The organism is Arthrobacter sp. alpha11c, from assembly GCF_054149985.1.
This window is the reverse complement of the sequence record NZ_CP196747.1, coordinates 4,959,161-4,983,783: the sequence shown is the minus strand read 5'-3', so window position 1 is coordinate 4,983,783 and position 24,623 is coordinate 4,959,161. Positions and strand designations below refer to the sequence as shown.

Below are 24,623 nucleotides of genomic sequence, written 5' to 3'. Positions count from 1 at the left end.
CTCCTGCCGTGGAATCTCCTGCTGTGGAATCTACCGACGGATACAAGCGTTGGAAAGGATAGGCTGACGCACGCCGCACGATAGCCTTGGCTACATCACCACGGATCGGAAGAGAGACCATGAACAACTCCGCTGACGACAATGACGTTGTCATCCTTGCTGCTTCCCGTACCCCACAGGGTCGGCTCAATGGGCAGCTGGCCGGATTCACCGCCGTCGACCTTGGCGCGCATGCCATCAGCGCCGCACTGGCGGCCAGCGGCGTAAAAGCTGAACAAGTGGATGCCGTCATCATGGGACAGGTGCTGCAAGCGGGCGCTGGCCAGAACCCCGCCCGTCAGAGCGCCATCGCCGCAGGTGTTGGCTGGAACATCCCTGCCGTCACCATCAACAAGGTTTGTCTCTCCGGCCTCACTGCTGTCATTGATGCCGCCCGGATGATCCGCAGCGGCGATGCCACCGTGGTTGTGGCCGGTGGCCAGGAATCCATGACCCGCGCCCCTCACCTGCTCCCCGGCTCCAGGCAGGGTTGGACCTATGGCGCAATCCAGGCGTTGGACGTTGCCGCACATGACGGACTCACGGATGCGTTTGATGGCCAGTCCATGGGCTTGTCCACCGAGACCAAGAACGTGACGCTCGGCATTGACCGCCGTGCGCAGGACGAGGTTGCCGCTGCTTCCCACCAGCGCGCTGCTGCGGCGATCGCTGAAGGAATTTTCGACGTCGAAATCGCTCCCGTGAGCGTGAAGCAGCGCAAGGGGGATCCGGTGACCCTCGCCTCGGACGAGGGCGTTCGTCCGAACACCACCGTGGAAACCCTTGCCCCTTTGAAGGCCGCCTTCGCCACGGATGGCACCATTACCGCCGGCAACTCCTCTCCCCTGTCCGACGGCGCCTCCGCACTCGTGCTGACAAGTCGCCGCTTTGCCAAGGACAACGGGCTGGAATACCTTGCGGTCGTGGGCAAGCCAGGCCAAGTGGCCGGCCCGGACAACTCGCTGCACTCCCAGCCGTCCAACGCCATTTCGCAAGCATTGAAGCGGGCTGGATGGACCGCCGAGGACCTGGACTTCATCGAGATCAACGAGGCCTTTGGCTCCGTGGCCGTCCAATCATTGAAGGACCTTAGCTACCCGCTGGAGAAATGCAACATCCACGGTGGCGCGATCGCCCTCGGCCACCCGATCGGTGCTTCCGGCGCCCGGCTGGCCCTGCACGCGGCCCACGAACTCAAGCGCAGGGGAACCGGCAAGGCTGCCGTGTCCCTCTGTGGCGGCGGCGGCCAGGGCGAAGCTCTCCTGCTGTACCGCGATTGATTCCTGTACCGCGACTAATGGCACGGGACAACTGATGGCCCAGGACGTGGTGGAACCTCACATGAACGGGGCCGAACGGTTCCTGTCCGACGCCGCCGCGCGCGGACTGGAGGTGGACGTCGTCGAGCGTCCTGCTGCCAGAAGCCTCGAGGAGGCGGCAGGCATCCTGGGGATCAGTCCCGGGGACATCGTGAAGTCCCTCGTGGTCAAGCATCGCGACGGTAGCTTCCTCTTCGCGCTGATCCCCGGCGACCGGCAGATCTCCTGGCCCAAGCTGCGGGCGTTGGTGGGCGTAAACAAGCTCTCGCTGCCGCACGCCGATGTTGCCCTGGCCGCAACCGGCTATGAGCGCGGGACCATCACTCCCCTGGGAAGTACCACGCCGTGGCCGGTGTATGCGGATGCCACCATCACCGGACGCCGCATCTCCATGGGTGCCGGAGCGCATGGCAGGAGTGCCTTCGTGGACGCCGATCAACTAACGGCTGCACTCGGAGCAATCGTCGCCGACATCAGCGAACCCAACTAAAGCAACGCGGGGTCACTTAGAGCCCAATCCGGAAGGATTATTGGGCTCTAAGTGACCCCGCGTTGTTCTTTAAAGCAGGAAGCCCCGCCCGGCGAACCGGACGGGGCTTCCACAAGCAAGACGAGTTACTTGAGGGTAACCGTTGCGCCAGCTTCTTCGAGCTGAGCCTTTGCCTTCTCTGCGGCTTCCTTGGTGGCGCCTTCGAGAACAGCCTTCGGTGCGCTGTCAACCAGGTCCTTGGCTTCCTTGAGGCCGAGGGAGGTGATGGCGCGAACTTCCTTGATCACTGCGATCTTCTTGTCGCCAGCAGCTTCGAGGACGACGTCGAAGTCGGTCTTCTCTTCAGCAGCTTCAGCAGCACCGCCGGCAGCGGGGCCAGCAACTGCAACAGCAGCAGCCGTAACTTCGAAGGTCTCTTCGAAGAGCTTGACGAACTCGGAGAGCTCGATGATGGTCAGTTCCTTGAAAGCTTCAATGAGCTCTTCGTTGCTGAGCTTCGCCATGGTGGCGTCCTTCCATTAGTCGGTGCAGATGCGGACAATGCCGCTCCATGCACCTGAGTTTGATTGGGGGGAGAACTTAGTTCTCTTCGGTTGCAGCTTCAGCGGCTTCGGCCGGAGCCGCAACCTCTTCAGCAGCAGCCTCAGCGGCCGGAGCTTCGTCAGCGGCCGGTGCAGGTGCGCCGCCCTCTTCTTCAAGCTTGAGGCGCAGGGCATCGATGATGCGTGCGGCAGCGGATGCGGGGGCCTTGAGGACACCAGCAACACGTGCAAGCTGCAGCTCGCGGGACTCCAGCGCTGCCAGTGCGGCAACACCTTCTGCGTCCAATGCCTTGCCTTCGAAGTAACCGGTCTTGATAACCAGCTGCTTGTTGGTCTTGGCAAAGTCCGTCAGGCTCTTGGCAGCAGCAACAGCATCGCCCTTGATGAAGGCGATTGCAGTGGGGCCGGCAAGCTGATCGCCGAACGCGTCGACTCCAGCTTCCTTGGCTGCAATGGCGCTCAGGGTGTTCTTGACGACCGAGAACTTGGTGTCCTGGCCGAGCGCAACACGCAGTTCCTTGAGCTGTGCAACAGTGAGCCCGCGGTATTCGGTCAGGACAGCCGCGTTCGATTCCTTGAAATCGTTGGTGATCTCTGCAACAGCGGAGACCTTGCTAGGCGTTGTCATAACCCTCCTTCCGGGGAATAAAGCCGGTCTTCCGGGTCCCCGCTCACGAGAGCTAAAACTAAAAACGCCCCGCGCAGATGCACGGGGCTTGGCTCAACACAATTTGCACTGTGGAGACTTGCTTCGTTCACCTGCGTTGGCCGCCCTATGTTCAGGGTCCTTCGTCAAGGAATGCACTTTGTTCTCAGGGGCGTCGCTGCAGAATTGAGCTGCGCTCGAAAGAGTGGATTCCCATCAACCGACGGTCTTTGGTACTTCAAGGTTACGGGAGAGAGATCAGCAAACCAAATCGACGCCGCTGTGCCCCGGTGGGATGCCTGGCTGGCTACTCCGACGACGTGACCTTAGGTCCCCGATCCGGAAGCTCCTTTTGCCAGAGTCCGGTGACTCCAGCCGTCGTGAATCCCAATTGCTTGTTTACGGTCAGGAGGTACCGGTTTTCCGGTGCGTTCCAGGTGTAAATGACCCGGGCATCGGGAAATTGCTCACTGAGCCTTTCCATGTTTGCCACCTTGATCAGCAGGCCCAGCTTGTTGCCGCGATGTTCCTGCAGGACCAGGGTGTCGTCCTGGAAAACGACGTCCTGACGGTGCGCGAGGACGCTGATCGTGGTGAGGCCGGCCAGCCGCCCGCTCTCAATATGCTCGACGGCGGTAACCACGGTCCGCCGGCCCTGCGCCAATGCGGCGTCTTCGGTTTCGCGCAAAACCGCGGCGTCGAAGACCATGCCAGTAACCTCGACAGCGGAGTCTTCTTCCTCGCCGTCCTCACGGTGGACAACCTCACCCGCGGCGTTTTCCAGCTCAGCCACGGCCTCCAACCAAGCCTCAGGGCAGCGATCAGTCCAGTGGTGCAGCCTGTAGCGGCCAGCGTTCGCTTCCTCTGCCTCGGCTTGAAGATCCGCAACCAGTTTGGAATCCAGCGGCAGCACGCAGGAACTGAACTGCTCGATGTGCTGAAGGGTGTAACCGGCCCGCTGTGCAAAGTCCACTTCCCTGCTGCTGACAGGAACGAAGCCTGGGCCGCTGCCGGGAATCAATTGGTCTTCAGGTATCTCTGTGAGCGAGGTTGCCGGGTGGTTCGTGTCCACCAAAACCATCGTGCGGCCCTCTGAACGTGCCAGCTGCTCTGCGGCCTCCAAGAGCTGACGTCCGACGCCCTGGCTCTGATACTCCGGGAGAATATCCAGGGTGAACTCCGCCAGGTCCATGTTGTCCGCGAGCGGCAGCGCAATGTCCACTGTCCCGACGATGACCCCGTCCACCTTGGCTACCAGGATGATCTGGCGCTCATAAGGGTCAGAGAACTCAAGCAGCTTCTCCAAGGGCGTGTATGCCAGGTCATCGCTCCCCCAGGTCTGCATCCGGACCCGTCGCGCCACTTCCACGGCGTCCAGGAAGTCCCTAGCTTTGGGGCTGTCCAGATTGTCCGGTACCCATAGCTGCTCGACTACAACGGTCTTCGCCTCGTCTACAGTCATCCCAGCCGTTTCTGCCATTCGCCTTCAAAACCGGAAGGCTTGAATCCAAGGGCGATATTTATGGCCAGCATATGCCGGTTTTCATTGGCGTTCCACGTCATGACGCCCGTGGCGTCCGGCCAAAGATCTTCTGCACTCCGAAGATTGGCGATTTTGACCAGCATGCCAAGGCCGTGTCCCCTGTGCCCAGGAGCCACCAGTGTGTCCTCCTGGCTGACGACCGCCGGCAACGCCGCACGGTGGGTCAGGACCGTATAGGCAGCCAACTCCCCGCTCGTGTGGTGCTGGGCAGCAGCTACAACTGAGTCCATGCCACTTACCCGCCACGTAGATTCCTCACGCCGAACCCGCACGGCGTCCCACTCTTCGCCTTCCCATCCCAGACCGGCGATGGGCACCTCCGTGCTCATGAGGCTCTTGAGCCTGGCAAAACTGTCCACGAGTTCGTCCGGGCATTCGTTCATCCATCCAATGACGTCGTACTCCGTTGCCCGACGCATTGCCTCGACTTCGAGTTCAATCAGGTGCGCCTCATCAACCGGCAAGGTCAAGGTGCTGCTGGTTTCTACCTGTTCCAGGGAATAGCCATGGTGCAAGGCAAAGCGCGTCGATGCCGCGCTCAGCGGTACACCACCCGTGCCGGACTTTGCCTCCAGCAGCGCTTCCCCGGCCAGAACGGGGGCGATCGGCTCCCCACAGTACCCGTCAAGGGAACTGCAGTTCCGCTCCACGGCCGCTTTCTCAAGGACTTCCAGGATCCTCGTCCCGATCCCGCGCCGACGGAAAGCGGCGTCCACGAGGACGTCCATAGCCGCCGTCGTCGTGTTCTCGCTCAACGGCAGGGTCAGCGATCCGCTGCCTACCACAACGCCGTCCACGCGGGCCAGGTAGACCTGCCGCTCCTCGTATTCGTTGCCCTGCCAGAACATGAATGACTCCGCCAATGTGGCCGAATGGTCCAGGTTTCCCCACAAGGCAAGCTCATGGGCAATGCGTAACGCATGGAAGGCTTTGAAGTCCGGTGAGGCAGTGGCCTCCGGACCTTCCGGAACGGGAAGCCTCTCGATGGTGAGCCCACCGTTGGCGGAAAACTTCGACGACGACGCCACGCCCCACAGCCTACGGCCGCCCCAGGTGCCAAACAAGTCGCTGCCAGCCTGCACGAACCCATGAAAAAGGGACCGCCCGGCAGATGCCGGACGGTCCCTTTCAGAGTTAGTACTCGCGAAGCTTACGCGTCGGTGAGAACCTTGGTGACGTTCGGGTCAACGGTGATGCCCGGACCGAACGTGGTGGCAACAGTAGCCTTCTGGATGTAGCGGCCCTTGGAAGCGGACGGCTTCAGGCGAAGCACCTCTTCCAGTGCAGCTGCGTAGTTCTCAGCCAGCTTCTGGGCGTCGAAGGACACCTTGCCGATGATGAAGTGCAGGTTCGAGTGCTTGTCGACGCGGAAGTCGATCTTGCCGCCCTTGATGTCGTTGACAGCCTTGGTGACATCCGGGGTAACCGTACCGGTCTTCGGGTTCGGCATGAGGTTACGCGGGCCGAGAACCTTACCGAGGCGGCCAACCTTGCCCATGAGGTCAGGGGTTGCCACGGCGGCGTCGAAGTCGGTCCAGCCGGCTGCGATCTTTTCGATCAGGTCATCGGAGCCAACGAAGTCGGCGCCGGCAGCGATTGCTGCCTCAGCCTTGTCGCCGGTTGCGAAAACGAGGACGCGGGCGGTCTTACCGGTGCCGTGCGGCAGGTTGACGGTGCCACGGACCATCTGGTCAGCCTTACGCGGGTCAACGCCCAGGCGGAAAGCGACCTCAACGGTTGCGTCGAACTTGGAAGGGTTGGTGTCCTTCGCGAGGGTGATTGCCTCGAACGGGGCGTAGACCTTGTCTGCCTCGATCTTGGCTACGGCTGCCTCATATGCTTTGCTGCGCTTTGCCATGCTGCTTATTTCTCCTTGTGCAGTTGTGGTCTGCGGACCGCGCTGGGCCCTGCCACAAGTCGTGGATCCGGCAAGGATCCTGCGACATTTTAATGTTTCAGATGCCGGTTGCCCGGCGGGTGAAGGCTGTTATTAGCCCTCTACGGTGATACCCATGGAACGGGCGGTACCGGCGATGATCTTGGCAGCTGCCGCGATGTCGTTGGCGTTGAGGTCTTCCATCTTGGTGGAAGCAATCTCTTCGACCTGTGCCTGGGTCAGCTTGGCAACCTTGACGGTGTGCGGGGTAGCCGAACCCTTGGCAACGCCTGCAGCCTTCTTGATGAGCTCTGCAGCCGGCGGGGTCTTGGTGATGAAGGTGAAGGAACGGTCTTCGTAGACCGTGATTTCAACCGGGATAACGTTTCCGCGCTGGGATTCCGTTGCAGCGTTGTACGCCTTGCAGAATTCCATGATGTTGACACCGTGCTGGCCAAGCGCAGGACCGATCGGCGGAGCCGGGTTAGCGGCACCTGCCTGGATCTGCAGCTTGATGAGGCCGGTGACCTTCTTCTTGGGAGCCAATGTAGGGTCCTTCTCTCAATAGCTTCCTGGGACACAGGAGCGCGTCCCAGGTTGGTGGCCGCCATGGCAAGGCGGCCGGCCGCTTCCGAACCGCAAAGCAGGCGGAACGGGAGCGAAATCTTGGAATCAGCTAGATCTTGGTGACCTGGTTGAATGCGAGCGTAACCGGGGTTTCGCGCTCGAAGATCGAGACCAGGACCACGAGGGTCTGGGACTCGGGCTTGATCTCGGAGATCGTCGCCGGAAGGGTCTCGAACGGGCCTTCCTTGACGATGACGGACTCGCCAACCTCGAAGTCGACGGCCACGGGAGCCTGGTTCTGCTTGTTGACCGGCTTGCCCTTCTCGGCCTGCTCTTCTTCGAAGACCGGGGCGAGCATGGAGAAGACCTCGTCAAGGCGCAGCGGGACCGGGTTGTGGGCGTTGCCCACGAAGCCAGTGACGCCGGGGGTGTGGCGAACGGCGCCCCAGGAAGCGTCGGTCAGGTCCATGCGGACCAGAACGTAACCGGGGATGCGGACGCGGTTGATCACCTTGCGCTGCGCGTTCTTGATCTCGACGACTTCTTCCATCGGGACCTGGATTTCGAAGATGTAATCTTCCATGTCCAGCGTCTGGATGCGGGTCTCAAGGTTGGCCTTCACGCGGTTTTCGTAACCGGCGTAGGAGTGGATGACGTACCAGTCACCCTCCTGGCGGCGCAGCTTGGCCTTGAATTCCTCAGCCGGATCTGCGGGGGCTGCAGCAGCAGCCGCCTCCAGCGAGACATCGGCAGCGTCCTCATCGGACTCAGTATCCTCATCGGACTCGTCATCAGACTCAGCGTCTACGTCGGACTCGAAATCCTCTTCGGAATCATCGACGTCGGCAGATTCGGGCGCAGCAGAGTCAGCCTCCGACTCTTCCGCAGCCTCAGCCGCGGCGTCGTCCGTGCTTTCAGCGGGCCCATCCAGCTCAGCCTCGTTTACCTCAAGCTCCTGCTCAGACACTTGGTCTCCTGCTTCCTCATTGCCTAACATGCCTATTTAAATGGCTCAATTCCACAAACCCCACAAAATTCCTGAAATACCTAAGGAATTTCACGCGGTTTGCGGACAGATCCGCTTAGCGGTCCGTAGCGCCTGATCCACCGAAGACCCAGCTCACTCCCGTGCCGAAGGCAAGGTCCAGCAGGGTGACGATGAGCATCATGATGGCTACGAACACCAGCACCACGACTGTGTAATTGATCAGTTCCTTGCGGGTCGGGGCAACGACCTTCTTCAGTTCGCCGATAACCTGGCGGATGAAGAGTGCAATTCGGGCAAAGAAGCCGGCATCGGCTTTCTTGGCAGGACGGCCCTTTGAGCTGCTAGCAGCCGTTTCGGTCACCTGGTCCTCACTCACCTTGCAAAGTCGTTTGACCCGGCTCTGATCAGAGCCATGGTTGCTGCGCTTGCTCCGGCGTTTCCGCCGGAACAGCTTGCGCAGGGCAGACAGGACTCGAACCTGCAACCTGCGGTTTTGGAGACCGCTGCGCTACCAATTGCGCCACTACCCTATGGATCGAATCCATGTTTCAGGCCGCACTTCAGCCTGTGGTGCTTTTCAACACCGGTGAACCAGTCTACGCAAGAACTTCGCGTTAGTCGAACCGGCCTAATTCCGGGCCTTCCGGCCGCTTATGAATCAATGTGAGCAGCATTATCAGTCACATTGTCCAGCAGGCGCCCGGGAGCTCCGCAGAACAGCATAAGGTAGTTTACGTCGAATCCCATCATCCAGCCCACGAGCTGCCTGCGAAGAACGGTACATAGATGTCTGCCGGAACACCTGCCGCCCGCATTTCACAACGAATCTCCGCTATTGCCGAGTCCGCCACCCTTGCCGTTGACGCCAAGGCCAAGGCACTGAAGGCCGCGGGGCGCCCCGTGATCGGTTTCGGTGCCGGCGAACCCGATTTCCCCACCCCGGATTACATTGTCAAGGCAGCAATTGAGGCTGCTGCCCAGCCGAAGTACCACCGCTACTCCCCCGCTGCCGGGCTTCCTGAGCTGAAAAAGGCCATTGCCGATAAGACCCTCCGGGACTCCGGCTACAAAGTGGACCCATCGCAGGTCCTGGTGACCAATGGTGGCAAGCAGGCTGTCTACAACACCTTCGCCACCTTGGTTGACCCGGGCGACGAAGTCATCATCCCCACGCCCTTCTGGACCACTTATCCGGAAGCCATCCGCCTCGCAGGGGGCGTTCCGGTGGAGGTATTCGCCGGACCCGAGCAGGGCTACCTCGTCACCATCGAGCAGTTGGAAGCCGCGCTGACGGACAAGACCAAGATCCTGCTGTTCGTCTCCCCGTCCAACCCCACCGGCGCTGTATACAGCCCGGAGCAGGTTGCGGAGATCGGGAAGTGGGCCGCCTCCAAGGGCCTGTGGGTGGTCACGGATGAAATCTACGAGCACCTGACCTATGACGGCGTGGAGTTCACCTCCATCGCCACCGCCGCACCGGAGCTTGGCGACAAAGTCGTCATCCTCAACGGCGTGGCCAAGACCTACGCCATGACAGGTTGGCGCGTGGGTTGGATGATCGGTCCGGCCGATGTCATCAAGGCCGCCACCAACCTCCAGTCGCACGCAACGTCCAACGTCTCGAACATCATGCAGGTCGCCGCCGCCGCTGCCCTCACGGGTCCGCTGACCGCCGTCGACGAAATGAAGGTCGCCTTCGACCGCCGCCGCAAGGCAATCGTCGCCGGACTGAACGCGATTGACGGCGTGGAATGCCCGACGCCGACCGGCGCCTTCTACGTGTATGCCGACGTCCGCGGACTGCTGGGTAAGGAATTCGAAACCTCCAACGGCCCGGTGCGCCCGAGCACATCCGCAGAACTTGCCACGCTCATCCTGGACGAGGTTGAAGTTGCCATCGTTCCCGGCGAAGCATTCGGTCCCTCCGGTTACGTCCGCCTTTCCTACGCACTCGGGGACGACGACCTCGCCGAGGGTGTCCGCCGGATCCAGGAATTCCTGGGCCGGGCGAAATAGCTCTGACCGAGTAGCGCTTCCGGGTTGAATGCTCCCGCACCAATGTTTGGTGCGGGAGCATTTCCGCTAAAGCAGCGGGATGTGAGAGAAGGTCCGTCTAAAGGCCGGCGGATGTGAGAGAGCATCCGTCAAAAGGCCGGCGGACGTGAGAGAAGGTCAGAGGAGGCGGCGCTCGGCGGCCCACTTGGTGAGTTCGTGGCGGCTGGAGAGCTGCAGTTTCCGGAGCACTGCGGACACGTGCGTCTCCACGGTCTTGATGGAAATGAACAGCTCCTTGGCCACTTCCTTGTAGCTGTATCCGCGCGCGATGAGTCGCATGACTTCCAGCTCACGCGCCGAGAGGCGGTCCAATTCGTCGTCCGCGATATCCGCCGGTGCCGTACCGAAGGCGTCCAGGACGAAGCCAGCCAGCCGGGGTGAGAAGACGGCGTCGCCGTCTGCCACGCGGATCACGGCATCGGATATCCCGGCACCGGAAATCGTCTTGGTGACGTAGCCCCGGGCACCAGCCCGGATCACTGCCACGACGTCCTCTGCTGCGTCCGAAACACTCAGTGCCAGGAAGCTGGTGGTGCCCAGGAGCGCGGCGGTCCCCGCAATGACCTCGCGCCCTCCGCCGCCAAGGCCACCTGGAAGGTGGACATCCAGCAGGACAACTTCAGGCCGGGTTTCCGCAATGACAGCAATGGCTTCCTCAACCGTACCTGCCTCGCCCACGACGTCCATGCGGTGATCGAGATCCGCCTTCAGCCCGGAACGGAAGATCGTGTGGTCATCGACGATCACCACCCGCACACTACGCGGCTCACCGCTTGGGGAAGTGTTGCTCATTGCTGTGGTTCTCCATTCCGTACTTCGCCGCTGCGAACATCTCCACTGCGCACATTTCCGGAGCGCATGTCTCCGGAGCGCACATCTCCAGTGCGCGTGTCGCCACCTTCGGCGTTTATCGAGGGGAGGGCCAGCCGGACTTCGGTTCCGTCCCGGCTGCTGTTGATGGTTGCCGTGCCTCCGTGACGCTTCATGCGGCCGATGATGGATTCCTTGACGCCCAGCCTGTCATCGGGGACGGATTCAAGATCAAATCCCGGACCGCGGTCCTTGATGAAGACCTCGGTGCTTCCTGCGGTGCTCTCCATGTAGACGGATACTGTTCCCCCGCCGTGCCGGGCCGCATTGAGCATGGCTTCCCTGGCTGCCTGGACCAAGGCCTCGTGCCTGTCCGTCATATCGGCGTCGCCCACGGTAACCACCTCCACGGCCTGGCCGTGGGCATCCTCCACTTCGGCGGCTACGGCTTTGATCCGCTCGGCCAGCAGTCCTGCATCCTTGGCGGCATCAGTGAAGAGCCAGGACCGAAGTTCACGTTCCTGGGCCCTCGCCAGCCGGACAACGTCCTGCTCCGAGCCAGCCCTGCGCTGGATCAACGCAAGGGTCTGCAACACCGAATCGTGCAGGTGGGCTGCGATCTCCGCGCGCTCGGTTTCCCGTACACGCCCCGCCCGTTCAGTCTCGAGGTCCTTCCAGAACTTCAGTCCCCACGGCAGCAGGACCAGTGCAACGCCGCCGAGGACAGCAACGGACGCCAGGAGCGCCAACCAGGTCTGCTCCCAGGATCCCGATCCTGACACCATGACCAGGACACCGGCCACCACCAACGCAAGGCCAGCAGCCAGGCGGACCCAGCCACCAGCCTGGTCGGCCTTGGTTTTGTCCACCAAACCGGCCCTGCGGGTCTCGTCCAGTTGCATCCATGCGATCGCCGCGCCGCCCAGGATGGCAGCTGCGGGAATCAGCGTTCCCAAGGGCACATCGACGCCGAACTGCCGGGCAATCAGGATCACAGCGACCAGAAGCAGGCCGGCGCCGAGCAGGATCTCTTTGCCGTACTGGATTCGTCGAAAATTGAACCGGGAGACCTGTAACGCCGGGCTTCCGGATTCGGCCCAAGCGCCGGCAGGAGCCGACGTTCTGCCGGAAGTTGTCGTACCAGCCGGTGGGCTACCAAACGGTGGACCAAAGGCACCTGCCAGTGGACCAGAGGCACCTGCGCCATTGGGTACCGGAGGGTTTCCACTCACCGCTGGAGAGCCGACCACCGGCGGTGCGGGTCCGGCGTCGGGCGCTTGTGGTACGGACTCAGTGGCAGGCGGAAGGCTGACTGCAGGAGCAATAGGCGACGCCGGCCGGCGGGCATTGCGGCGCGCGCTCTCATCAGCAGTGGGAACCATGGTCCACAGCCAGGCGTAGAAGGCCAGCCCCGCTCCCCCGGCGAAGCAGGCAAGGATCATGCCCAGCCGGACGTACTTCACGGGCCAGCCCAAATGGTCGGCCAGTCCGCTGCAGACGCCGGCGATCATGCGGTCGCTGCTGCGGACCAGCGGCGGGCGTTGTACAGCGGTTGTCATGTACCAATCCAAACACGGATCAGGGTTGCCCGAACCTGAAACCGGCGTTCTTCGGGGGTCCCTCAGGGATCATTCAGGGTATCCCCCAGTAGAGGGCAGGGTACCCGGGACGGCAGGATCGAAGTATGAACGCGAACAGCATGAACCCAGAGGGATCCGGAACGCCCGGCAACGCCGGCACACCCGATCCCGACGCCAACGCCGGCACCTCCGCCGGTGCCCCCGGGGAACCATCCCCCCAGGCCTATCCGTCCTCCGAGGCCGGTCCCGCTGCACCCGATATTGCACCCCAGCAGAACTTCTTCGACTGGATCCGCAGCCAGGGTGTCCGCCGTGGGCCGGACCGCTGGATCGGTGGCGTCTCCAGCGGAGTGGCGCACCGGTTCGGCATCGACCCCCTGATTGTCCGGGGGATCTTCATCGTCCTTGCACTCTTTGCCGGCATCGGCGTCCTCCTCTACGGCCTGGCGTGGGCTTTGCTCCCTGAACCTGACGGCCGCATCCACGTTCAGGAAGCAGCCGCCGGGCGTTGGTCCGGTGGCATGACAGGTGCATTGATCACCACGCTCATCGGCCTGCCTGGCTTGGGCCGCGGGTTCTGGGGCTGGGGCTGGAACGGCCTTCCCGGCCTGTTGTGGACGCTCTTCTGGGTAGGCGGCGTCATCTACCTCATCTACTATCTGGTGCAACGCAACAAAGGGCCTAAGGCGGCCCGTCCCATGAACCAGCAGAACTTTGCGGCCACCGCCTACGGAACGGCCACTGCCTACGGAGCCCCCACGGCCTATGGAACGGCCACTGCCTACGGAGCCCCCACGGCCTATGGAACGCCAACAGCCACCGGGGCAAACACTGCTGCCGGAACAAACACAGCCACCGGCACCAACAGCGGCGTTCCGGTGTACGGCCAAGGCCAGCCAGGCAGCAAACCGCAGGGTCATGGGGCCGGCCGCTACGAGCCGTCAGGCCCGCGACCGCCCTTCGGGCCCACTCCTCCCCAAGGCGGTCAGCCTTTTAGCGGCCAACCGCACAATGGTGAACCCAAGCCGCCCCGCGCCAGGCGCAGGGGTCCAGGGCCAGCGATAGTTGCGGTCACCGCGGGTGTGGCCCTGCTGGTTGGTGGCACCTTGAAGGCGTTGGACGCCGGCAACATCATCGAGCTCGGCCAGGCAGCCAACGCAGTGGTGTGGGCCGCGGGCGCAGCGGTTCTGGGTTTGGGCATCCTCTTTGCGGGATTGCGGGGACGGACCTCTGGTTTCCTCGGTTTCCTGGCGGTAGTGGCCTTGATCATCGGTGGAATCTTCAACGTTGTCCCAAGGAATGGCGATCGCTTCACCTTCCATGACGTGAACTGGGCACCACTGAGCGTCGAGCAGGCGCGGCAGGGGGTCGACGTCACTGGCGGCAAGGGCACAGTGAACCTGGACGATCTGGCCCTGACGCCTCCACTGACCACCGAAATCGTGGTCCCCGTGGACGCCACCTTCAGTAACGTCACCGTCATCATCCCGGACGACGTACCCGTTGAAGTCAGGGCGGATATGACCTTCGGCAACCTCAACGAACACGGCTCGGACCGCGGCGGCCGCCTTCAGGACGAGCGGACGGTCTACAACGCCGAAAAGCCAGGAGCCAACCTCGTGGTGGAGATTGATGGCACTTTCAGCAACGTGACCATCCAGGAAGGAAACTGACATGAGCACGAACGAGCCAAGCAACGCACGCGAAGCAGCAGAAAACAGCAGTGATGCCAAGAATCCAGTGGACACCACTCCGCTGACCAAGGAGCCGGCACCCTCACCGCGGCTCCAGCCAACACCGCAGCTCCAGCCAATACCGCTCACGCCACCTCTTGAGCCCAACTATCGGGTGGAACGGACCATCGACGACGACGAACCGCAACAGGCGCGGATCGGCACCGTGGTGTGGGGATTGATTGTGATTGCCCTGGCCGCTTTGTTGGTCATCTCCACCCTTGGTTGGGTGGTGCTGGACGGCACGTACGTGCTGATCGGCCTCATGATCGGTGCAGGCGCAGCCTTGGTCATCGGAGGACTCCTCGCCGCCCGCAAGAGTGCCGGTAAACCAAAGAGCCCTGCCAAGTAACTGCCTGCACCAGTTACACCAATGAGGCAGGTACTAACGTGACAAAGCAACCACAACAAGGAAGTCTGTAGCCATGGACAAGTTCTTCAGCATCGTCAGGGGCTTCGGCCTGAAGCGTGGACCCCAGCGCTGGTTGGGCGGCGTCTGTGGCGGGATCGCTGCGAAGCTCAGGGTGGACGTGGCATATGTTCGCGTCGCTTTCCTGCTCTTCTGCCTCTTGCCCGGGCCGGCTGCGGTGTTCTACATCCTCGCTTGGCTCATCCTGCCGGACCAGAAGAACAGGATCGCGCTGGAGTCCTTCATCAGCCAGCGTTCCCGTTAAGCGCACGACGATCAACAACTTCGATGTCAGCGACACAAAGCGCCCCGCCGCTGCGGGGCGCTTTCGTTGTTTTCAGAGAGATTTCCAATACCGCACGGCCGGGGTCGAAAGTAACCATTTGTGTCCCACCCCACATCCACGTCTACAATCGTTGGGAGCTCAGCGTGGCGCTCTACACGTATTCCTCCAAGCCATGAGTGAGCAAACATGAAAATTGGCATTCTTACCAGCGGTGGCGACTGCCCCGGACTCAACGCAGTAATCCGGGGAGCGGTCCTGAAGGGGATCGCAATCCACGGCCAGGAGTTCGTGGGTTTCAAGGACGGCTGGCGCGGCGTCGTGGAAGGTGATGTCATCGACATCCCCCGCACCTTGGTCCGAGGTATCGCCAAGCAGGGCGGCACTATCCTGGGCACCTCACGTACCAACCCGTTTGAAAATGGTGGTGGCCCGGACGTCATCAAGGCCCATATGGAACGCCTCGGCATTGACGCCATCATCGCCATTGGTGGCGAAGGCACGCTGGCGGCGGCAAAACGGCTCACCGATGCCGGACTGAAAATTGTTGGTGTTCCCAAGACTGTGGACAACGACCTCGACGCAACGGACTACACCTTCGGCTTCGATACAGCGGTTGAAATCGCCACCGAAGCAATCGACCGCCTCCGCACCACGGGTGAGTCCCACCACCGCTGCATGATCGCCGAGGTCATGGGCCGCCACGTAGGCTGGATCGCCCTGCACGCCGGAATGGCCGCTGGTGCACACGCCATCCTCATCCCGGAACAGACGGTCAGCATCGAGCAGATCACCGAATGGGTCCAGGAAGCCCACGACCGCGGCCGCGCGCCCTTGGTGGTGGTAGCTGAAGGCTTCGTTCCTGACCACATGGAGTCTCCCCACTCCGAACGCGGACTGGACACTTTTGGCCGACCCCGCCTGGGTGGCATCGCCGACCAGCTCGCCCCGGAAATCGAAGCACGCACAGGCATCGAGACCCGCGCCACCATCCTTGGCCACATCCAGCGTGGCGGCGTACCAACCGCCTACGACCGCGTCCTGGCCACCCGCCTGGGCATGGCAGCCATCGATTCGGTGGTGGAGGGTCGTTGGGGCACCATGGTGGCGCTGAAGGGGACGGACATCTCCCACGTTGGTTTTGAAGAAGCACTGGGTAAGCTCAAGACCGTTCCCCAGCACCGCTACGACGAAGCGAGTGTGCTCTTCGGCTAGTCGGCTAGTCGGCTAGGCTGAATCCATGACTCTTGAGCCCACGTCCGCTGCCATTATCCAGCTGGCGTGGGCTCGCCATTTAGGGTTCGACGACGACGCTTTCGCCGCCGCAGCTGGCCGGGTCACCACTTCAGCGGTGGACCCAAGCGATCCCTCAAACCGCCTCACCCGCCTCGACGACTCGGCGCGGGCGGTTGTTTTCCTCCGCCTTTTTGGTGCCTCAGCGCTGGTGGGACCACAATGGGTCCTCGACGCAGCCGCTGGAATTCCAGACACTGAACTTGCCCAGCATGTGACGCTGTTGACCCTCACCCGATCCCACGGTGGACACGGCCTTGGGTCCTCAGCATTGTTCTTTGCCGACGACCTCCCGCTCAACCAACCCTCGGAGGACCTCACGGTCTCGCGGGGCAATCCAGAGGCGATCGCGCTGGAAGGGCTGTGCCCCCCGGATGACGTCAACGAAGTGGGCCTGCAAGCCCTCGAGCACCGCTTCACCATCATGCATCCCGAAGAAGAGCAACCCACTCCCGTGGCGTGCGGCGCCTACTCCGAGTGGGAGGGAATCCTGGCCAACATGGGCGTCCTGGTAGCTCCACCCTGGCGCCGACGGGGCCTGGGAACGCTCGCTGCATCGATTGCTGCCCACGAAGCCCTGGCCGCTGGACTGACGCTCCAGTGGAAGGCCGATGTTAGCAACAGCAGCGCGCTCGCGATGGCGCGCAGCTTGGGATTCGCCACTGGCGGACTCCATGCGAGCGTGTTGCTCGGCTGACAAGAACCGAACCGGCCCAGCTTTGGTCTTGGCTGGCAACTGGTCCTGCCCCTATGTCCGGGTCAGGACCAGCCAAAAGTGGGCTGGTCTCCGCCGTTTGCCACCCTACTTCCGTGCGGTTTCCTGTGGAGCCTCAGTGGCAGCTGCACCGCCCCACCCTTCAACGGACTTCGGCTTGGCAAAGAACACGGCCACCACTGCCCCGACGAGAATCGCACAGGCGGGCAGCACGATCGACTGGCTCATCGCCGTCGAGAATCCTGCATGCAGGGCCTCGGGCAGAGCACCGTTCATGGACGCTTCGTTCGCCGGAGCTCCCGCTGGCGCCGCGGGCAACTCGGCCGCAAGCCGGGCTTGGATCAGGGCGGCGATGGCCGCCGATCCAAGGACTGCCCCGATCTGGCGGGTGGTGTTGAACACGCCCGAACCGGCGCCGGCTTGGCGTGGCTCGAGGTTGCGCGTTGTCGCATTGGATACCGGCCCCCAAATGAAGCCATTGGCAACACCCTGCAGGGCACTGGGAAGCAGGAACATCCAAATGGGAGTATCCGGCCGCAGAAGCGAAGCTGTCCAGAAGAGCGCTCCTGCGAGGCAAACCAGGCCGAAGGATGCGAACCAGCGCGGGTTGGCACGGTCGATCAGCTTACCCACCACCGGCGCCAGGCCGCCGGAGATCACTGCCATGGGAATCATGAGCAACGCTGATTGGGTGGGGGTCAAACCCCGCACAACCTGGTAGTAGAAGATGGTGGGCAGCGGGAACGCCGTCACGGTGAAGCCGACCACCATGATGGTGGTGTTGCCCAGCGAGAAATTGCGGTCCTTGAACAAGGCGAGCGGCAGCAGCGGTTCCCCTCCGCGACGGCCCAGTAGCCACTGCCAGAGAACAAAGAGAACCAGGACCACGAGCCCTGCGATGATCAAGCCCCACACGGTAACGGCACCGGTGACCGTTCCCCACTTATAGGTTTGGCCTTCCTGGAGGCCGAAGACCAAAAGAAACATGCCGACGGCGGAGAGCACCACGCCCGCGACGTCGAATGAATGGCTGTGCGTAGTCAGCTTCGGGACGAAACGCGTGACCATGACGAAGGCGACAATTCCAATCGGGACATTGACGAAGAAGATCCATTCCCATCCCAGTCCGTCCACCAGGACCCCGCCCAGAATGGGACCCACGAGAACAGCCATGCCGGCCGTCGCTCCCCAAAGTCCCATGGCGGCACCCCGGCGGTCCGGAGGAAAAATACGCGTGATGACAGCCATGGTCTGGGGCGTCATCATGGCCGCGCCGAGTCCTTGGACCGCGCGGGCGGCGATCAGCATGGTGATATCGCCGGAGAGTCCGCACCACAGCGAAGCCAGGGTGAAGACCACCAGGCCGATCAAGTACAGATTCTTCGGCCCGAAACGGTCACCCAACCTGCCGGTAATGAGCAGGGGTACTGCATACGCCAGGAGGTAGGCGCTCGTAACCCAGATGACGGCGTTGATATCCGTGTTGAGGCCCTCCATGATCCGCGGATTCGCGACCGACACGATGGTGGTGTCGATAAGGATCATGAAGAAGCCTATGACCAGTGACCACAGCGCGGGCCACGGCTTAGCTACGTTTTCCAAGGGATTCCTTCGGCCGATATGAAAGTTCTCTGATCCCGCACTCAGCAGTGCGGTTGTCGTAGCTGCCGGGCTTTCCTGGAACCCCTCGGGCTTTAGCCGAGAAGGGCCAATATTTCGGCCCTGGCAAACATCTTGGCCGCTTCGCGCGCGGTGGGAGTTCCGGCGTCGGGGTCTGCTCCTGCGTCCAGCAGCGCCCGGGAGACGCCCGTGTAACCCTTGAATACCGCCCCGGCAAGCGGCGTCTGGCCACGGTCATTGGGGGTATTCACATCAGCGCCGTGGTGCAGAATCAACTGCACGGTTTCCTCGTGCCCATGATAGGCAGCAAGCATCAGCAGCGAGTCTCCGGAAGCGTTGGTGAGCGTGGCCGGGGCACCTGCATTCAGGTAGCTCCGAAGCATCTCGGTGTTGCCCTCGCGGGCGGCATCGAAGAGCGCATGGGCCAAGGCAACTGCTTCGTCGTCCCCGCCCGTATCGGTGGCAGCAGGGTCGGCTTCGGGTCCAGTGCTGTGACTTGGTTGGCTCATCGGTGGGGTCCCTTCAGGAATCCTGTTTGGCGCCCGACGACCTGGCCGGCGTCGGGGGCGACGATCACTTCCTGGGCTGCGATGTAAGGCTCCTCGCCGTCCATGACTGTCAAGGTTTCATCCGCCGGAACGGAGCGCTTGATAACAGCCAAAGCCACAGGGCCCATCTCGAAGTGCTGCGCCACAGATGTCAGAGTACCCACCTTGCGCTCCCCCGCAAATACAACACTGCCAACGGCCGGAAGCGTGTGTTGCGAGCCGTCCAGCTGCAGGAAGACGAGGCGCCGCGGCGGGTGGCCGAGATTGTGAACGCGCGCAATGGTCTCCTGGCCCTTGTAGCAGCCCTTGCTCAGATGAACGGATGTACGAATGAGGTCCAGCTCATGCGGAATGGTCCTATCATCAGTCTCCGCACCGAGACGTGGCCGCCACGCGGCAATCCGCAGGGCGTCGGCCGCCATGGCACCAGCCAGGGGCAGGCCTTCGATCACGGATTCCAAGTCTGCCGCCGGGACGAGGTATTCGAACCATGGGCGTTCGAGCCCAGGGTGCGACTCCTCCGGGACAGTGCTGTAGGAATAGCCGCCAGGGCCTACATGCGGCCACGGATCTTCCCAAACCAAGTAACCGCCGAGCTTCTCCACGGGCTTCGTGGAACCTAGGACAGCCCACTCCCCGGAGACATCCGTGATCTCCACGCGCAGCATGAACTTCATCTTGTTCAACCACTCAGCCAACGGCGCCGCTTCTGCGGCCTCGACGATCAGCCAGGTGGTTTCACCGTCGTCAATAACCCGCGCATCGAACTCGATGCGGCCTTGGACACTGAGCAGCAACAGTTCGCTGCCAACCCGCGGCTGGAGATTGGTCACCTGCTGGGAAGAGAGCGTGTTGAGCCAGCTGAGGCGGTCCGGTCCGGACACCGTCACCACGCCCCGGTGCGAAAGATCAACGACGGCGGTTCCGGTTGCCAGGGCGCGCTGCTCCCGCAGCGGCTCGCCGTAGTGGGCCGGGACGCCGGCATCCAGGCCAGTGTCTTCGACAGCGCCAGGGCGCGACAACAGGGGGCTCTTGTAAGTCATATGTAGTAGAAGTCCTTGCGGCTCAGTGGTATTCCGGAACTCTGAGGTATTCCGGAATCAGCGGTATTCCGGGTTCTCGAAATCGAATCGTGTGCCGGCTTTCCATTCCTGCGGAAGGTTGCCATAGGCGGGGATGCCACCGGCATCCCTGAGGAGGCGGGCCATGTGCATCAGGTTCCAGGACATGAACGTGGTGTTCCTGTTAGTAAAATCACTCTCCGGACCACCAGACCCTTCGTCAAGGTAGCTTGGCCCTGGGCCTACTGGGCCGATCCAGCCCGCGTCAGCCTGCGGCGGGATGGTGAAGCCCACGTGTTGGAGGCTGTACAGCACGTTCATGGAACAGTGCTTGATGCCGTCTTCATTGCCGGTGATGAGGCATCCACCCACTTTCGGGTAGAACGCCCACTGACCCTTGTCAGTGAGTTCGCCGGAGTGTGCGTACAGACGCTCAATGAGCTTTTTAGTCTGGGAAGAGTTATCGCCCAGCCAGATGGGACCTGCCACCACAACGATGTCGGCCTCAGCGACCAACGGATAGATCTCCGGCCATTCATCGGTTTTCCAGCCGTGTTCCCGCATGTCCGGGTACACGCCGCTGGCGATATCGTGGTCCACAGTCCGGATGAGGTGGGTAGTGACGCCCTGCTTTTCCATGATGTCGCGGCTGATCCGGATCAACCCATCGGTGTTGCTGAGCTGCGGCGAGGGTTTCAAGGTGCCGTTGAAGAACACGGCCTTGAGTCCCTCGTAGCCTCCCGGCTTGAGGTGGTTATTCACTATCTGCTCCTTTGCTGGTTGCGTGTGGAACGTTCAGTGAGACCTCGTGCCGGGCGTCAGGAAACCCTGTGAAGGAACGCCGACGCGTGTGGTTCCAATGCCTTGCCGTTGGCGGCAACATCCCAGCGCCAGAGGAGATTGCCATCCACCAGGCCAAAGATCCGTGTTGCGGCGGTGTACTCCTTGGAGTGGCTCCCGCGCATCACCATGTCCGTGGTGAGCTGGATCTGCGGCCCCTTGATCTGGCCGTAGTAGAGCTCGGTAATTCCCCCGGGGTGGGCAATTGACACGGAGATATCGAAGCCGCCCTCTTTGTTGCGGCGTTCTTCAACCTCATCGGCGGTCTTGAGCACAGGAACGATGTCCGCCGGGATAAGCCCGGGACCACCGTCGCCTTCCTGGAGCTTGCGCTCCAAGGCCCAGAACCCGGTTTCAACGGTCAACGGGCGCAACTTTGCGCCGTCGTCGTCGCTGATCCAGGTCTCGGCCCTGTACTGCAGGTACGGCAAACCGTTATGGGTGAAGGAAACGTGCTGGACGAAATGCTCCGAATCCTCATCACCACTGCCAAGCCGGCCGCGGCCTTCCCACTCACCAATGAGCCAGGAAAGCGGGACGAGTTCAGGCGTCAGGTCTGTTGGAATCTCAATAGGCACAACGACTACCTCTTTTGGACTGCAGGATCAGAAGGCTTTACTTCTGGCCCTTGAAAAGGCGGTAAACAACGAAACCCGCAAACCACGCCATGGCAATGCTTGCCAGGCCAAGGAGAACGAGGAAGAAGATTTCAAATGCGAGTACAGACATGATGCAATCCTAACCGTTAGTAGATGAGTAGTTTGTCTATGAAGTAGGCCAAGGCTCCAACAGCCCAAACCGGCGCCACACCCATTCCCACTGCGGCGGGAATATTGAGCCGCCCGCGCCTGAGAGTGGTCATGCGCCGGAAGCAAACGAGGACCGATCCGACCACGACGCCCACCAAGGCAGCAGGCAGGACGGCGATATCGGAAAAAACAAGTCCGGCCAAAGGGCCCATCAGGCCGGCCATGACGATGCCAAGGGGAGCCACAATCCGGTCCGGCCATCGAATGACGCCTACCAGCAGTGCCACTGCGGCGCTCAGCCCGGCAACCAGCACCATTTCCTTGACGCCGTTGAACCGGGCCCCGGCAATCCATCCTGCACCGAGGCAATTCAACAGGACGCCGGCACAACAGCCGAGCGTGGATTCCAGGCGCTGTGCCTGTCCCGTTCCCCGCACGAGCTGGATGATGAACACCGCCATGACCCCCAAGGCAATGAAGGCGGGCGTACCATCCAGGAATCCAGGAGCCGGCATGTAAGCTGCCGTCACTGCCGAGCCTGCACCGGCCAAGGCAATGACGGAGGCCAGGGTTTTCTTGGCCGGGACTGCCAGGAAATGCGGCCAGCCAAGCCCCACAGCCGCGGACGCCACAATGCCAACGCCCACCATGGCTTCCCGGGAAACGAAGGTGCTGGCCACGATGGCTGCGAGCGCCACGAGTCCGAATACCCCGATGCTCCAAGACTTCACTGTGTGCCCGACCTCAATTCGATGCGCCTTACGACCTCCCGACAATCCTGCCTTATGGCGGGCGAATATGTCGTAATTCCGGTGGCAGCCCGTCACGAATCCCTGACTGGCGGGGCTCGGGTGGGTATACTCGGACTTCAACGGCGCACACTGTTTGCCTTGATCCCGTTACAACGGGCAAAGGCTTGCCAGCTGCCGTGACCGGCCGGTGAAACTCCGGTTTCGACGCCCGATGATGCGCGTACAGCCCATTGGAGGAACTATGTCGCACATCCTGCTCCTGACGAACAGCACCGGCTCTTCGGTGGACATTCTGCCTGCCCTTGAGCTGCTCAACCACCGTGTCCACATCCTCCCGGCAGAACCGACCGCGCTGCTCGAAACCGATCCCACGGACATCGTCTTCCTGGATGCCCGCAAGGACTTGGTGGGGGCACGCTCCCTGACGCAACTGCTGAAGGCCACCGGACTCAGCGCCCCGCTCATGCTGATTCTTACCGAGGGCGGCATGGCAGCCGTTTCCTCTGCATGGTCAGTGGATGACATCGTGCTGGACTCTGCAGGCCCTGCTGAGGTCGAGGCCAGAATCCGCCTGGCCATGGCCCGGGCTGTACCCGGCGAAGAGGAGACCCAGACGGAGATCCGCGCTGCCGGCGTCGTGATCGATGAAGCGAGCTACACCGCCCGGGTCAGCGGCCAACCCCTGAACCTGACGTTCAAGGAATTCGAGCTCCTCAAGTACCTCGCCCAGCACCCCGGACGCGTGTTTACCCGCCAGCAGCTGTTGACCGAAGTCTGGGGCTACGACTACTACGGTGGCACCCGAACTGTGGACGTCCACATCCGGCGTCTCCGCGCCAAGCTCGGTGTTGACCACGAGAATCTCATCAGCACGGTCCGCAACGTCGGTTATCGCCTGACGTTGGTCAGGCTCCCGGATGACGAACTCTCGGAAGCGTAAACCGCCCGTCGACTGTACAGACGAAAAAGAAGAGGCCAGGATTCACATGAATCCTGGCCTCTTCCACTTTCCGTGGAGGACATACGGGTCGAACGTATCGAGGCCACCCCACTGGTGGATCCCCCCTGTGTTGACTAAAAAGCCGAACGAGATAACGAGCCTACAGCCGTTTCAGGGGGACTTCAAATTACAGTGCTTGCCCCGGACGTATAGCCTTGCATCATGAGTCACGCGCACCCCGAGAACTGGCCAGTACTGCTCGTCACCGGCGCCCTCGATCCCGAACTCCTCAAGGACTTCAGGACCCTCGCAGCGGCCGCCGAGGAATCCGACGGCAACCCTCCCCTGTCCGAACAGACACTGGTCATGTTGCGTGGCGTCGATGCCGGCGATCACTCTGTCCTGTCGCTTGCCCTTTATGCCCCGGATGAAGATTCAGATCCGGCGACTGGAGAAGATCTGGCGGGAATCGCCGTCGTCGTTGAAGCGCCTGGCCCATCAGGAACAACGGGTGTCCTCGAACTGGCTGTCCACCCCACCTACCGCAACCAGGGCGTAGCGGCCCGCCTGCTGGAGGCGCTGGAAGGCAAACGCGGTTTTGACGGCTTGAGCGCCTGGTCCCATGGCAATCACGAGGCCGCGGCGGAGCTGGCCACCCGTTTTGGCTACGGTCCTGTGCGGGAACTGTGGAAAATGCGGCTGATGTCCTCCACGTCCGCACTGCCCGACGTCGGCCTTCCGGACGGGGTCTCATTGCGCGCCTTCGTGCCGGGACAGGACGAGGATGCCTGGCTGGCGGCCAACCGCGCGGCCTTCTCGCATCATCCCGAGCAGGGTTCGATGACCCGGGCCGATCTTGAGGCCCGCAAGGCCGAAGATTGGTTTGATCCGGCAGGCTTTCTCCTGGCCGTCAATGATGCAGGCGAACTGCTGGGATTCCACTGGACCAAGGTTCACCCACGGCAGGGACCCCATCCCGCCATCGGCGAGGTTTACGTGGTGGGCGTCACGCCCGAAGCGCAAGGCCTAGGCTTGGGCAAGGCACTCACCGTGGCGGGAATCAGGTATCTGCAGGACAAGGACCTGCACGCCGTCATGCTTTACGTCGATGCCGACAACCGGGCCGCCGTATCCCTATACCAGAAGCTTGGCTTTATCCGCTGGGACACCGATGTGATGTACGGACCTTTAACCAAGAATTAACCTCAGCATCCCGCTGCAAGGA

General features: G+C 62.1%; 26 protein-coding genes and 1 tRNA gene. 10 read left to right on the top strand and 17 right to left on the bottom strand.

The features are described from left to right. Nucleotides 1–119: 119 nt before the first annotated feature. Nucleotides 120–1,319 (top strand): acetyl-CoA C-acetyltransferase, encoded by a 1,200-nt coding sequence (locus ACTAQJ_RS23240; RefSeq protein ID WP_431115950.1) that lies wholly within the window; start codon nt 120–122, stop codon nt 1,317–1,319. 61 nt (nt 1,320–1,380) lie between these two features. Then, entirely contained in the window at nt 1,381–1,848 is a 468-nt protein-coding gene (locus ACTAQJ_RS23235) for an aminoacyl-tRNA deacylase (RefSeq protein WP_477514593.1), read from the top strand. 125 nt (nt 1,849–1,973) lie between these two features. Here ACTAQJ_RS23235 and rplL read toward each other — a convergent pair whose 3' ends face one another. From rplL to ACTAQJ_RS23190, 9 genes are all read right to left on the bottom strand, one after another. After that, nucleotides 1,974–2,351 (bottom strand): 50S ribosomal protein L7/L12, encoded by a 378-nt coding sequence (rplL, locus tag ACTAQJ_RS23230; protein WP_189013656.1) that lies wholly within the window; start codon nt 2,349–2,351, stop codon nt 1,974–1,976. Nucleotides 2,352–2,427: 76 nt separating this feature from the next. Next, nucleotides 2,428–3,018 carry a 50S ribosomal protein L10 gene (rplJ, locus tag ACTAQJ_RS23225; RefSeq protein ID WP_477514594.1) on the bottom strand — a complete coding sequence of 197 codons (591 nt, stop codon included), beginning with the start codon at nt 3,016–3,018 and terminating at the stop codon, nt 2,428–2,430. Nucleotides 3,019–3,343: 325 nt separating this feature from the next. Next, the gene (locus tag ACTAQJ_RS23220) at nt 3,344–4,516 is read right to left on the bottom strand and encodes a GNAT family N-acetyltransferase (RefSeq protein WP_431115955.1); all 1,173 of its coding nucleotides are present in this window, start codon (nt 4,514–4,516) and stop codon (nt 3,344–3,346) included. After that, nucleotides 4,495–5,607, bottom strand: coding sequence for a GNAT family N-acetyltransferase (locus ACTAQJ_RS23215; RefSeq protein WP_498699750.1), 1,113 nt, complete (start codon nt 5,605–5,607; stop codon nt 4,495–4,497). The genes ACTAQJ_RS23220 and ACTAQJ_RS23215 overlap by 22 nt, the downstream gene beginning before the upstream one ends. 122 nt (nt 5,608–5,729) lie before the next feature. After that, the gene (rplA, locus tag ACTAQJ_RS23210) at nt 5,730–6,437 is read right to left on the bottom strand and encodes a 50S ribosomal protein L1 (RefSeq protein WP_281450716.1); all 708 of its coding nucleotides are present in this window, start codon (nt 6,435–6,437) and stop codon (nt 5,730–5,732) included. 132 nt (nt 6,438–6,569) lie between these two features. Further along, complete coding sequence (gene rplK / locus ACTAQJ_RS23205) at nt 6,570–7,001, bottom strand: 50S ribosomal protein L11 (RefSeq protein ID WP_166183617.1); 432 nt, start codon at nt 6,999–7,001, stop codon at nt 6,570–6,572. 130 nt (nt 7,002–7,131) lie between these two features. Further along, nucleotides 7,132–7,989, bottom strand: coding sequence for a transcription termination/antitermination protein NusG (gene nusG / locus ACTAQJ_RS23200; RefSeq protein ID WP_431115957.1), 858 nt, complete (start codon nt 7,987–7,989; stop codon nt 7,132–7,134). Between the two features lie 115 nt (nt 7,990–8,104). Further along, entirely contained in the window at nt 8,105–8,386 is a 282-nt protein-coding gene (gene secE / locus ACTAQJ_RS23195) for a preprotein translocase subunit SecE (RefSeq protein WP_216925074.1), read from the bottom strand. 81 nt (nt 8,387–8,467) lie between these two features. Next, nucleotides 8,468–8,540: transfer RNA gene (locus ACTAQJ_RS23190), tRNA-Trp, on the bottom strand. A gap of 256 nt (nt 8,541–8,796) precedes the next feature. Here ACTAQJ_RS23190 and ACTAQJ_RS23185 point away from each other — a divergent pair. Further along, nucleotides 8,797–10,026: a pyridoxal phosphate-dependent aminotransferase gene (locus tag ACTAQJ_RS23185; RefSeq protein WP_498699747.1), complete on the top strand. Its 1,230-nt coding sequence runs from the start codon at nt 8,797–8,799 to the stop codon at nt 10,024–10,026. A gap of 156 nt (nt 10,027–10,182) precedes the next feature. On the opposite strand, the gene ACTAQJ_RS23180 is transcribed toward ACTAQJ_RS23185, so the two are convergent. Both ACTAQJ_RS23180 and ACTAQJ_RS23175 read right to left on the bottom strand, forming a co-directional pair. Beyond that, nucleotides 10,183–10,857 carry a LuxR C-terminal-related transcriptional regulator gene (locus tag ACTAQJ_RS23180; protein WP_498699745.1) on the bottom strand — a complete coding sequence of 225 codons (675 nt, stop codon included), beginning with the start codon at nt 10,855–10,857 and terminating at the stop codon, nt 10,183–10,185. Further along, nucleotides 10,854–12,434 (bottom strand): ATP-binding protein, encoded by a 1,581-nt coding sequence (locus ACTAQJ_RS23175; RefSeq protein WP_498699744.1) that lies wholly within the window; start codon nt 12,432–12,434, stop codon nt 10,854–10,856. Before ACTAQJ_RS23175 ends, ACTAQJ_RS23180 begins: the two co-directional genes overlap by 4 nt. A 125-nt stretch (nt 12,435–12,559) precedes the next feature. Here ACTAQJ_RS23175 and ACTAQJ_RS23170 point away from each other — a divergent pair, with 125 nt between their 5' ends. The 5 genes from ACTAQJ_RS23170 (at nt 12,560) to ACTAQJ_RS23150 (ending at nt 16,870) form a co-directional block, all read left to right on the top strand. Further along, nucleotides 12,560–14,128: a PspC domain-containing protein gene (locus ACTAQJ_RS23170; RefSeq protein WP_498699742.1), complete on the top strand. Its 1,569-nt coding sequence runs from the start codon at nt 12,560–12,562 to the stop codon at nt 14,126–14,128. 1 nt (nt 14,129) lies between these two features. Further along, a complete protein-coding gene (locus tag ACTAQJ_RS23165) occupies nt 14,130–14,540 on the top strand; it encodes a hypothetical protein (protein WP_431115964.1) in 411 nt (136 codons plus the stop codon). A 73-nt stretch (nt 14,541–14,613) separates the two neighbouring features. Further along, entirely contained in the window at nt 14,614–14,862 is a 249-nt protein-coding gene (locus tag ACTAQJ_RS23160) for a PspC domain-containing protein (RefSeq protein ID WP_216925069.1), read from the top strand. Nucleotides 14,863–15,069: 207 nt separating this feature from the next. Next, on the top strand, nt 15,070–16,095 hold the full coding sequence (locus ACTAQJ_RS23155; RefSeq protein ID WP_223934019.1) for an ATP-dependent 6-phosphofructokinase: 1,026 nt from the start codon (nt 15,070–15,072) through the stop codon (nt 16,093–16,095). Between the two features lie 25 nt (nt 16,096–16,120). Then, a complete protein-coding gene (locus tag ACTAQJ_RS23150) occupies nt 16,121–16,870 on the top strand; it encodes a GNAT family N-acetyltransferase (protein WP_498699738.1) in 750 nt (249 codons plus the stop codon). Between the two features lie 105 nt (nt 16,871–16,975). Here ACTAQJ_RS23150 and ACTAQJ_RS23145 read toward each other — a convergent pair whose 3' ends face one another. From ACTAQJ_RS23145 to ACTAQJ_RS23120, 6 genes are all read right to left on the bottom strand, one after another. Next, the gene (locus ACTAQJ_RS23145; protein ID WP_431115967.1) at nt 16,976–18,490 is read right to left on the bottom strand and encodes a DHA2 family efflux MFS transporter permease subunit; all 1,515 of its coding nucleotides are present in this window, start codon (nt 18,488–18,490) and stop codon (nt 16,976–16,978) included. A gap of 92 nt (nt 18,491–18,582) precedes the next feature. Beyond that, nucleotides 18,583–19,017, bottom strand: a complete 435-nt coding sequence (locus ACTAQJ_RS23140) for an ankyrin repeat domain-containing protein (RefSeq protein WP_498699735.1) — start codon at nt 19,015–19,017, stop codon at nt 18,583–18,585. Then, nucleotides 19,014–20,099, bottom strand: a complete 1,086-nt coding sequence (ygfZ, locus tag ACTAQJ_RS23135) for a CAF17-like 4Fe-4S cluster assembly/insertion protein YgfZ (RefSeq protein ID WP_498699733.1) — start codon at nt 20,097–20,099, stop codon at nt 19,014–19,016. The genes ACTAQJ_RS23140 and ygfZ overlap by 4 nt, the downstream gene beginning before the upstream one ends. Before the next feature lie 57 nt (nt 20,100–20,156). Next, the gene (locus tag ACTAQJ_RS23130; protein ID WP_431115971.1) at nt 20,157–20,879 is read right to left on the bottom strand and encodes a flavodoxin family protein; all 723 of its coding nucleotides are present in this window, start codon (nt 20,877–20,879) and stop codon (nt 20,157–20,159) included. A gap of 56 nt (nt 20,880–20,935) precedes the next feature. Further along, nucleotides 20,936–21,535 carry a nitrobindin family protein gene (locus ACTAQJ_RS23125; protein WP_431115972.1) on the bottom strand — a complete coding sequence of 200 codons (600 nt, stop codon included), beginning with the start codon at nt 21,533–21,535 and terminating at the stop codon, nt 20,936–20,938. Between the two features lie 167 nt (nt 21,536–21,702). Further along, nucleotides 21,703–22,437 carry a permease gene (locus tag ACTAQJ_RS23120; RefSeq protein WP_431115973.1) on the bottom strand — a complete coding sequence of 245 codons (735 nt, stop codon included), beginning with the start codon at nt 22,435–22,437 and terminating at the stop codon, nt 21,703–21,705. A gap of 262 nt (nt 22,438–22,699) precedes the next feature. Here ACTAQJ_RS23120 and ACTAQJ_RS23115 point away from each other — a divergent pair, with 262 nt between their 5' ends. Together ACTAQJ_RS23115 and mshD are read left to right on the top strand one after the other, a co-directional pair. After that, nucleotides 22,700–23,398: a winged helix-turn-helix transcriptional regulator gene (locus ACTAQJ_RS23115; protein ID WP_216925061.1), complete on the top strand. Its 699-nt coding sequence runs from the start codon at nt 22,700–22,702 to the stop codon at nt 23,396–23,398. 222 nt (nt 23,399–23,620) lie between these two features. Then, nucleotides 23,621–24,601 carry a mycothiol synthase gene (mshD, locus tag ACTAQJ_RS23110; protein WP_431115975.1) on the top strand — a complete coding sequence of 327 codons (981 nt, stop codon included), beginning with the start codon at nt 23,621–23,623 and terminating at the stop codon, nt 24,599–24,601. Nucleotides 24,602–24,623 lie beyond the last annotated feature (22 nt).

Bases quoted from the DNA above. Each gene is read 5' to 3' on its own strand.
- ACTAQJ_RS23140 (WP_498699735.1), bottom strand. From the start codon at position 19,017: ATGAGCCAACCAAGTCACAGCACTGGACCCGAAGCCGACCCTGCTGCC.
- ACTAQJ_RS23175 (WP_498699744.1), bottom strand. From the start codon at position 12,434: ATGACAACCGCTGTACAACGCCCGCCGCTGGTCCGCAGCAGCGACCGC.
- ACTAQJ_RS23235 (WP_477514593.1), top strand. From the start codon at position 1,381: ATGAACGGGGCCGAACGGTTCCTGTCCGACGCCGCCGCGCGCGGACTG.
- ACTAQJ_RS23155 (WP_223934019.1), top strand. From the start codon at position 15,070: ATGAAAATTGGCATTCTTACCAGCGGTGGCGACTGCCCCGGACTCAAC.
- ACTAQJ_RS23165 (WP_431115964.1), top strand. From the start codon at position 14,130: ATGAGCACGAACGAGCCAAGCAACGCACGCGAAGCAGCAGAAAACAGC.
- ACTAQJ_RS23170 (WP_498699742.1), top strand. From the start codon at position 12,560: ATGAACGCGAACAGCATGAACCCAGAGGGATCCGGAACGCCCGGCAAC.
- rplJ (WP_477514594.1), bottom strand. From the start codon at position 3,018: ATGACAACGCCTAGCAAGGTCTCCGCTGTTGCAGAGATCACCAACGAT.
- mshD (WP_431115975.1), top strand. From the start codon at position 23,621: ATGAGTCACGCGCACCCCGAGAACTGGCCAGTACTGCTCGTCACCGGC.
- ACTAQJ_RS23185 (WP_498699747.1), top strand. From the start codon at position 8,797: ATGTCTGCCGGAACACCTGCCGCCCGCATTTCACAACGAATCTCCGCT.
- ACTAQJ_RS23150 (WP_498699738.1), top strand. From the start codon at position 16,121: ATGACTCTTGAGCCCACGTCCGCTGCCATTATCCAGCTGGCGTGGGCT.
- rplL (WP_189013656.1), bottom strand. From the start codon at position 2,351: ATGGCGAAGCTCAGCAACGAAGAGCTCATTGAAGCTTTCAAGGAACTG.
- ACTAQJ_RS23220 (WP_431115955.1), bottom strand. From the start codon at position 4,516: ATGGCAGAAACGGCTGGGATGACTGTAGACGAGGCGAAGACCGTTGTA.
- ACTAQJ_RS23115 (WP_216925061.1), top strand. From the start codon at position 22,700: ATGTCGCACATCCTGCTCCTGACGAACAGCACCGGCTCTTCGGTGGAC.
- ACTAQJ_RS23240 (WP_431115950.1), top strand. From the start codon at position 120: ATGAACAACTCCGCTGACGACAATGACGTTGTCATCCTTGCTGCTTCC.
- ygfZ (WP_498699733.1), bottom strand. From the start codon at position 20,099: ATGACTTACAAGAGCCCCCTGTTGTCGCGCCCTGGCGCTGTCGAAGAC.
- rplA (WP_281450716.1), bottom strand. From the start codon at position 6,437: ATGGCAAAGCGCAGCAAAGCATATGAGGCAGCCGTAGCCAAGATCGAG.
- ACTAQJ_RS23180 (WP_498699745.1), bottom strand. From the start codon at position 10,857: ATGAGCAACACTTCCCCAAGCGGTGAGCCGCGTAGTGTGCGGGTGGTG.
- ACTAQJ_RS23160 (WP_216925069.1), top strand. From the start codon at position 14,614: ATGGACAAGTTCTTCAGCATCGTCAGGGGCTTCGGCCTGAAGCGTGGA.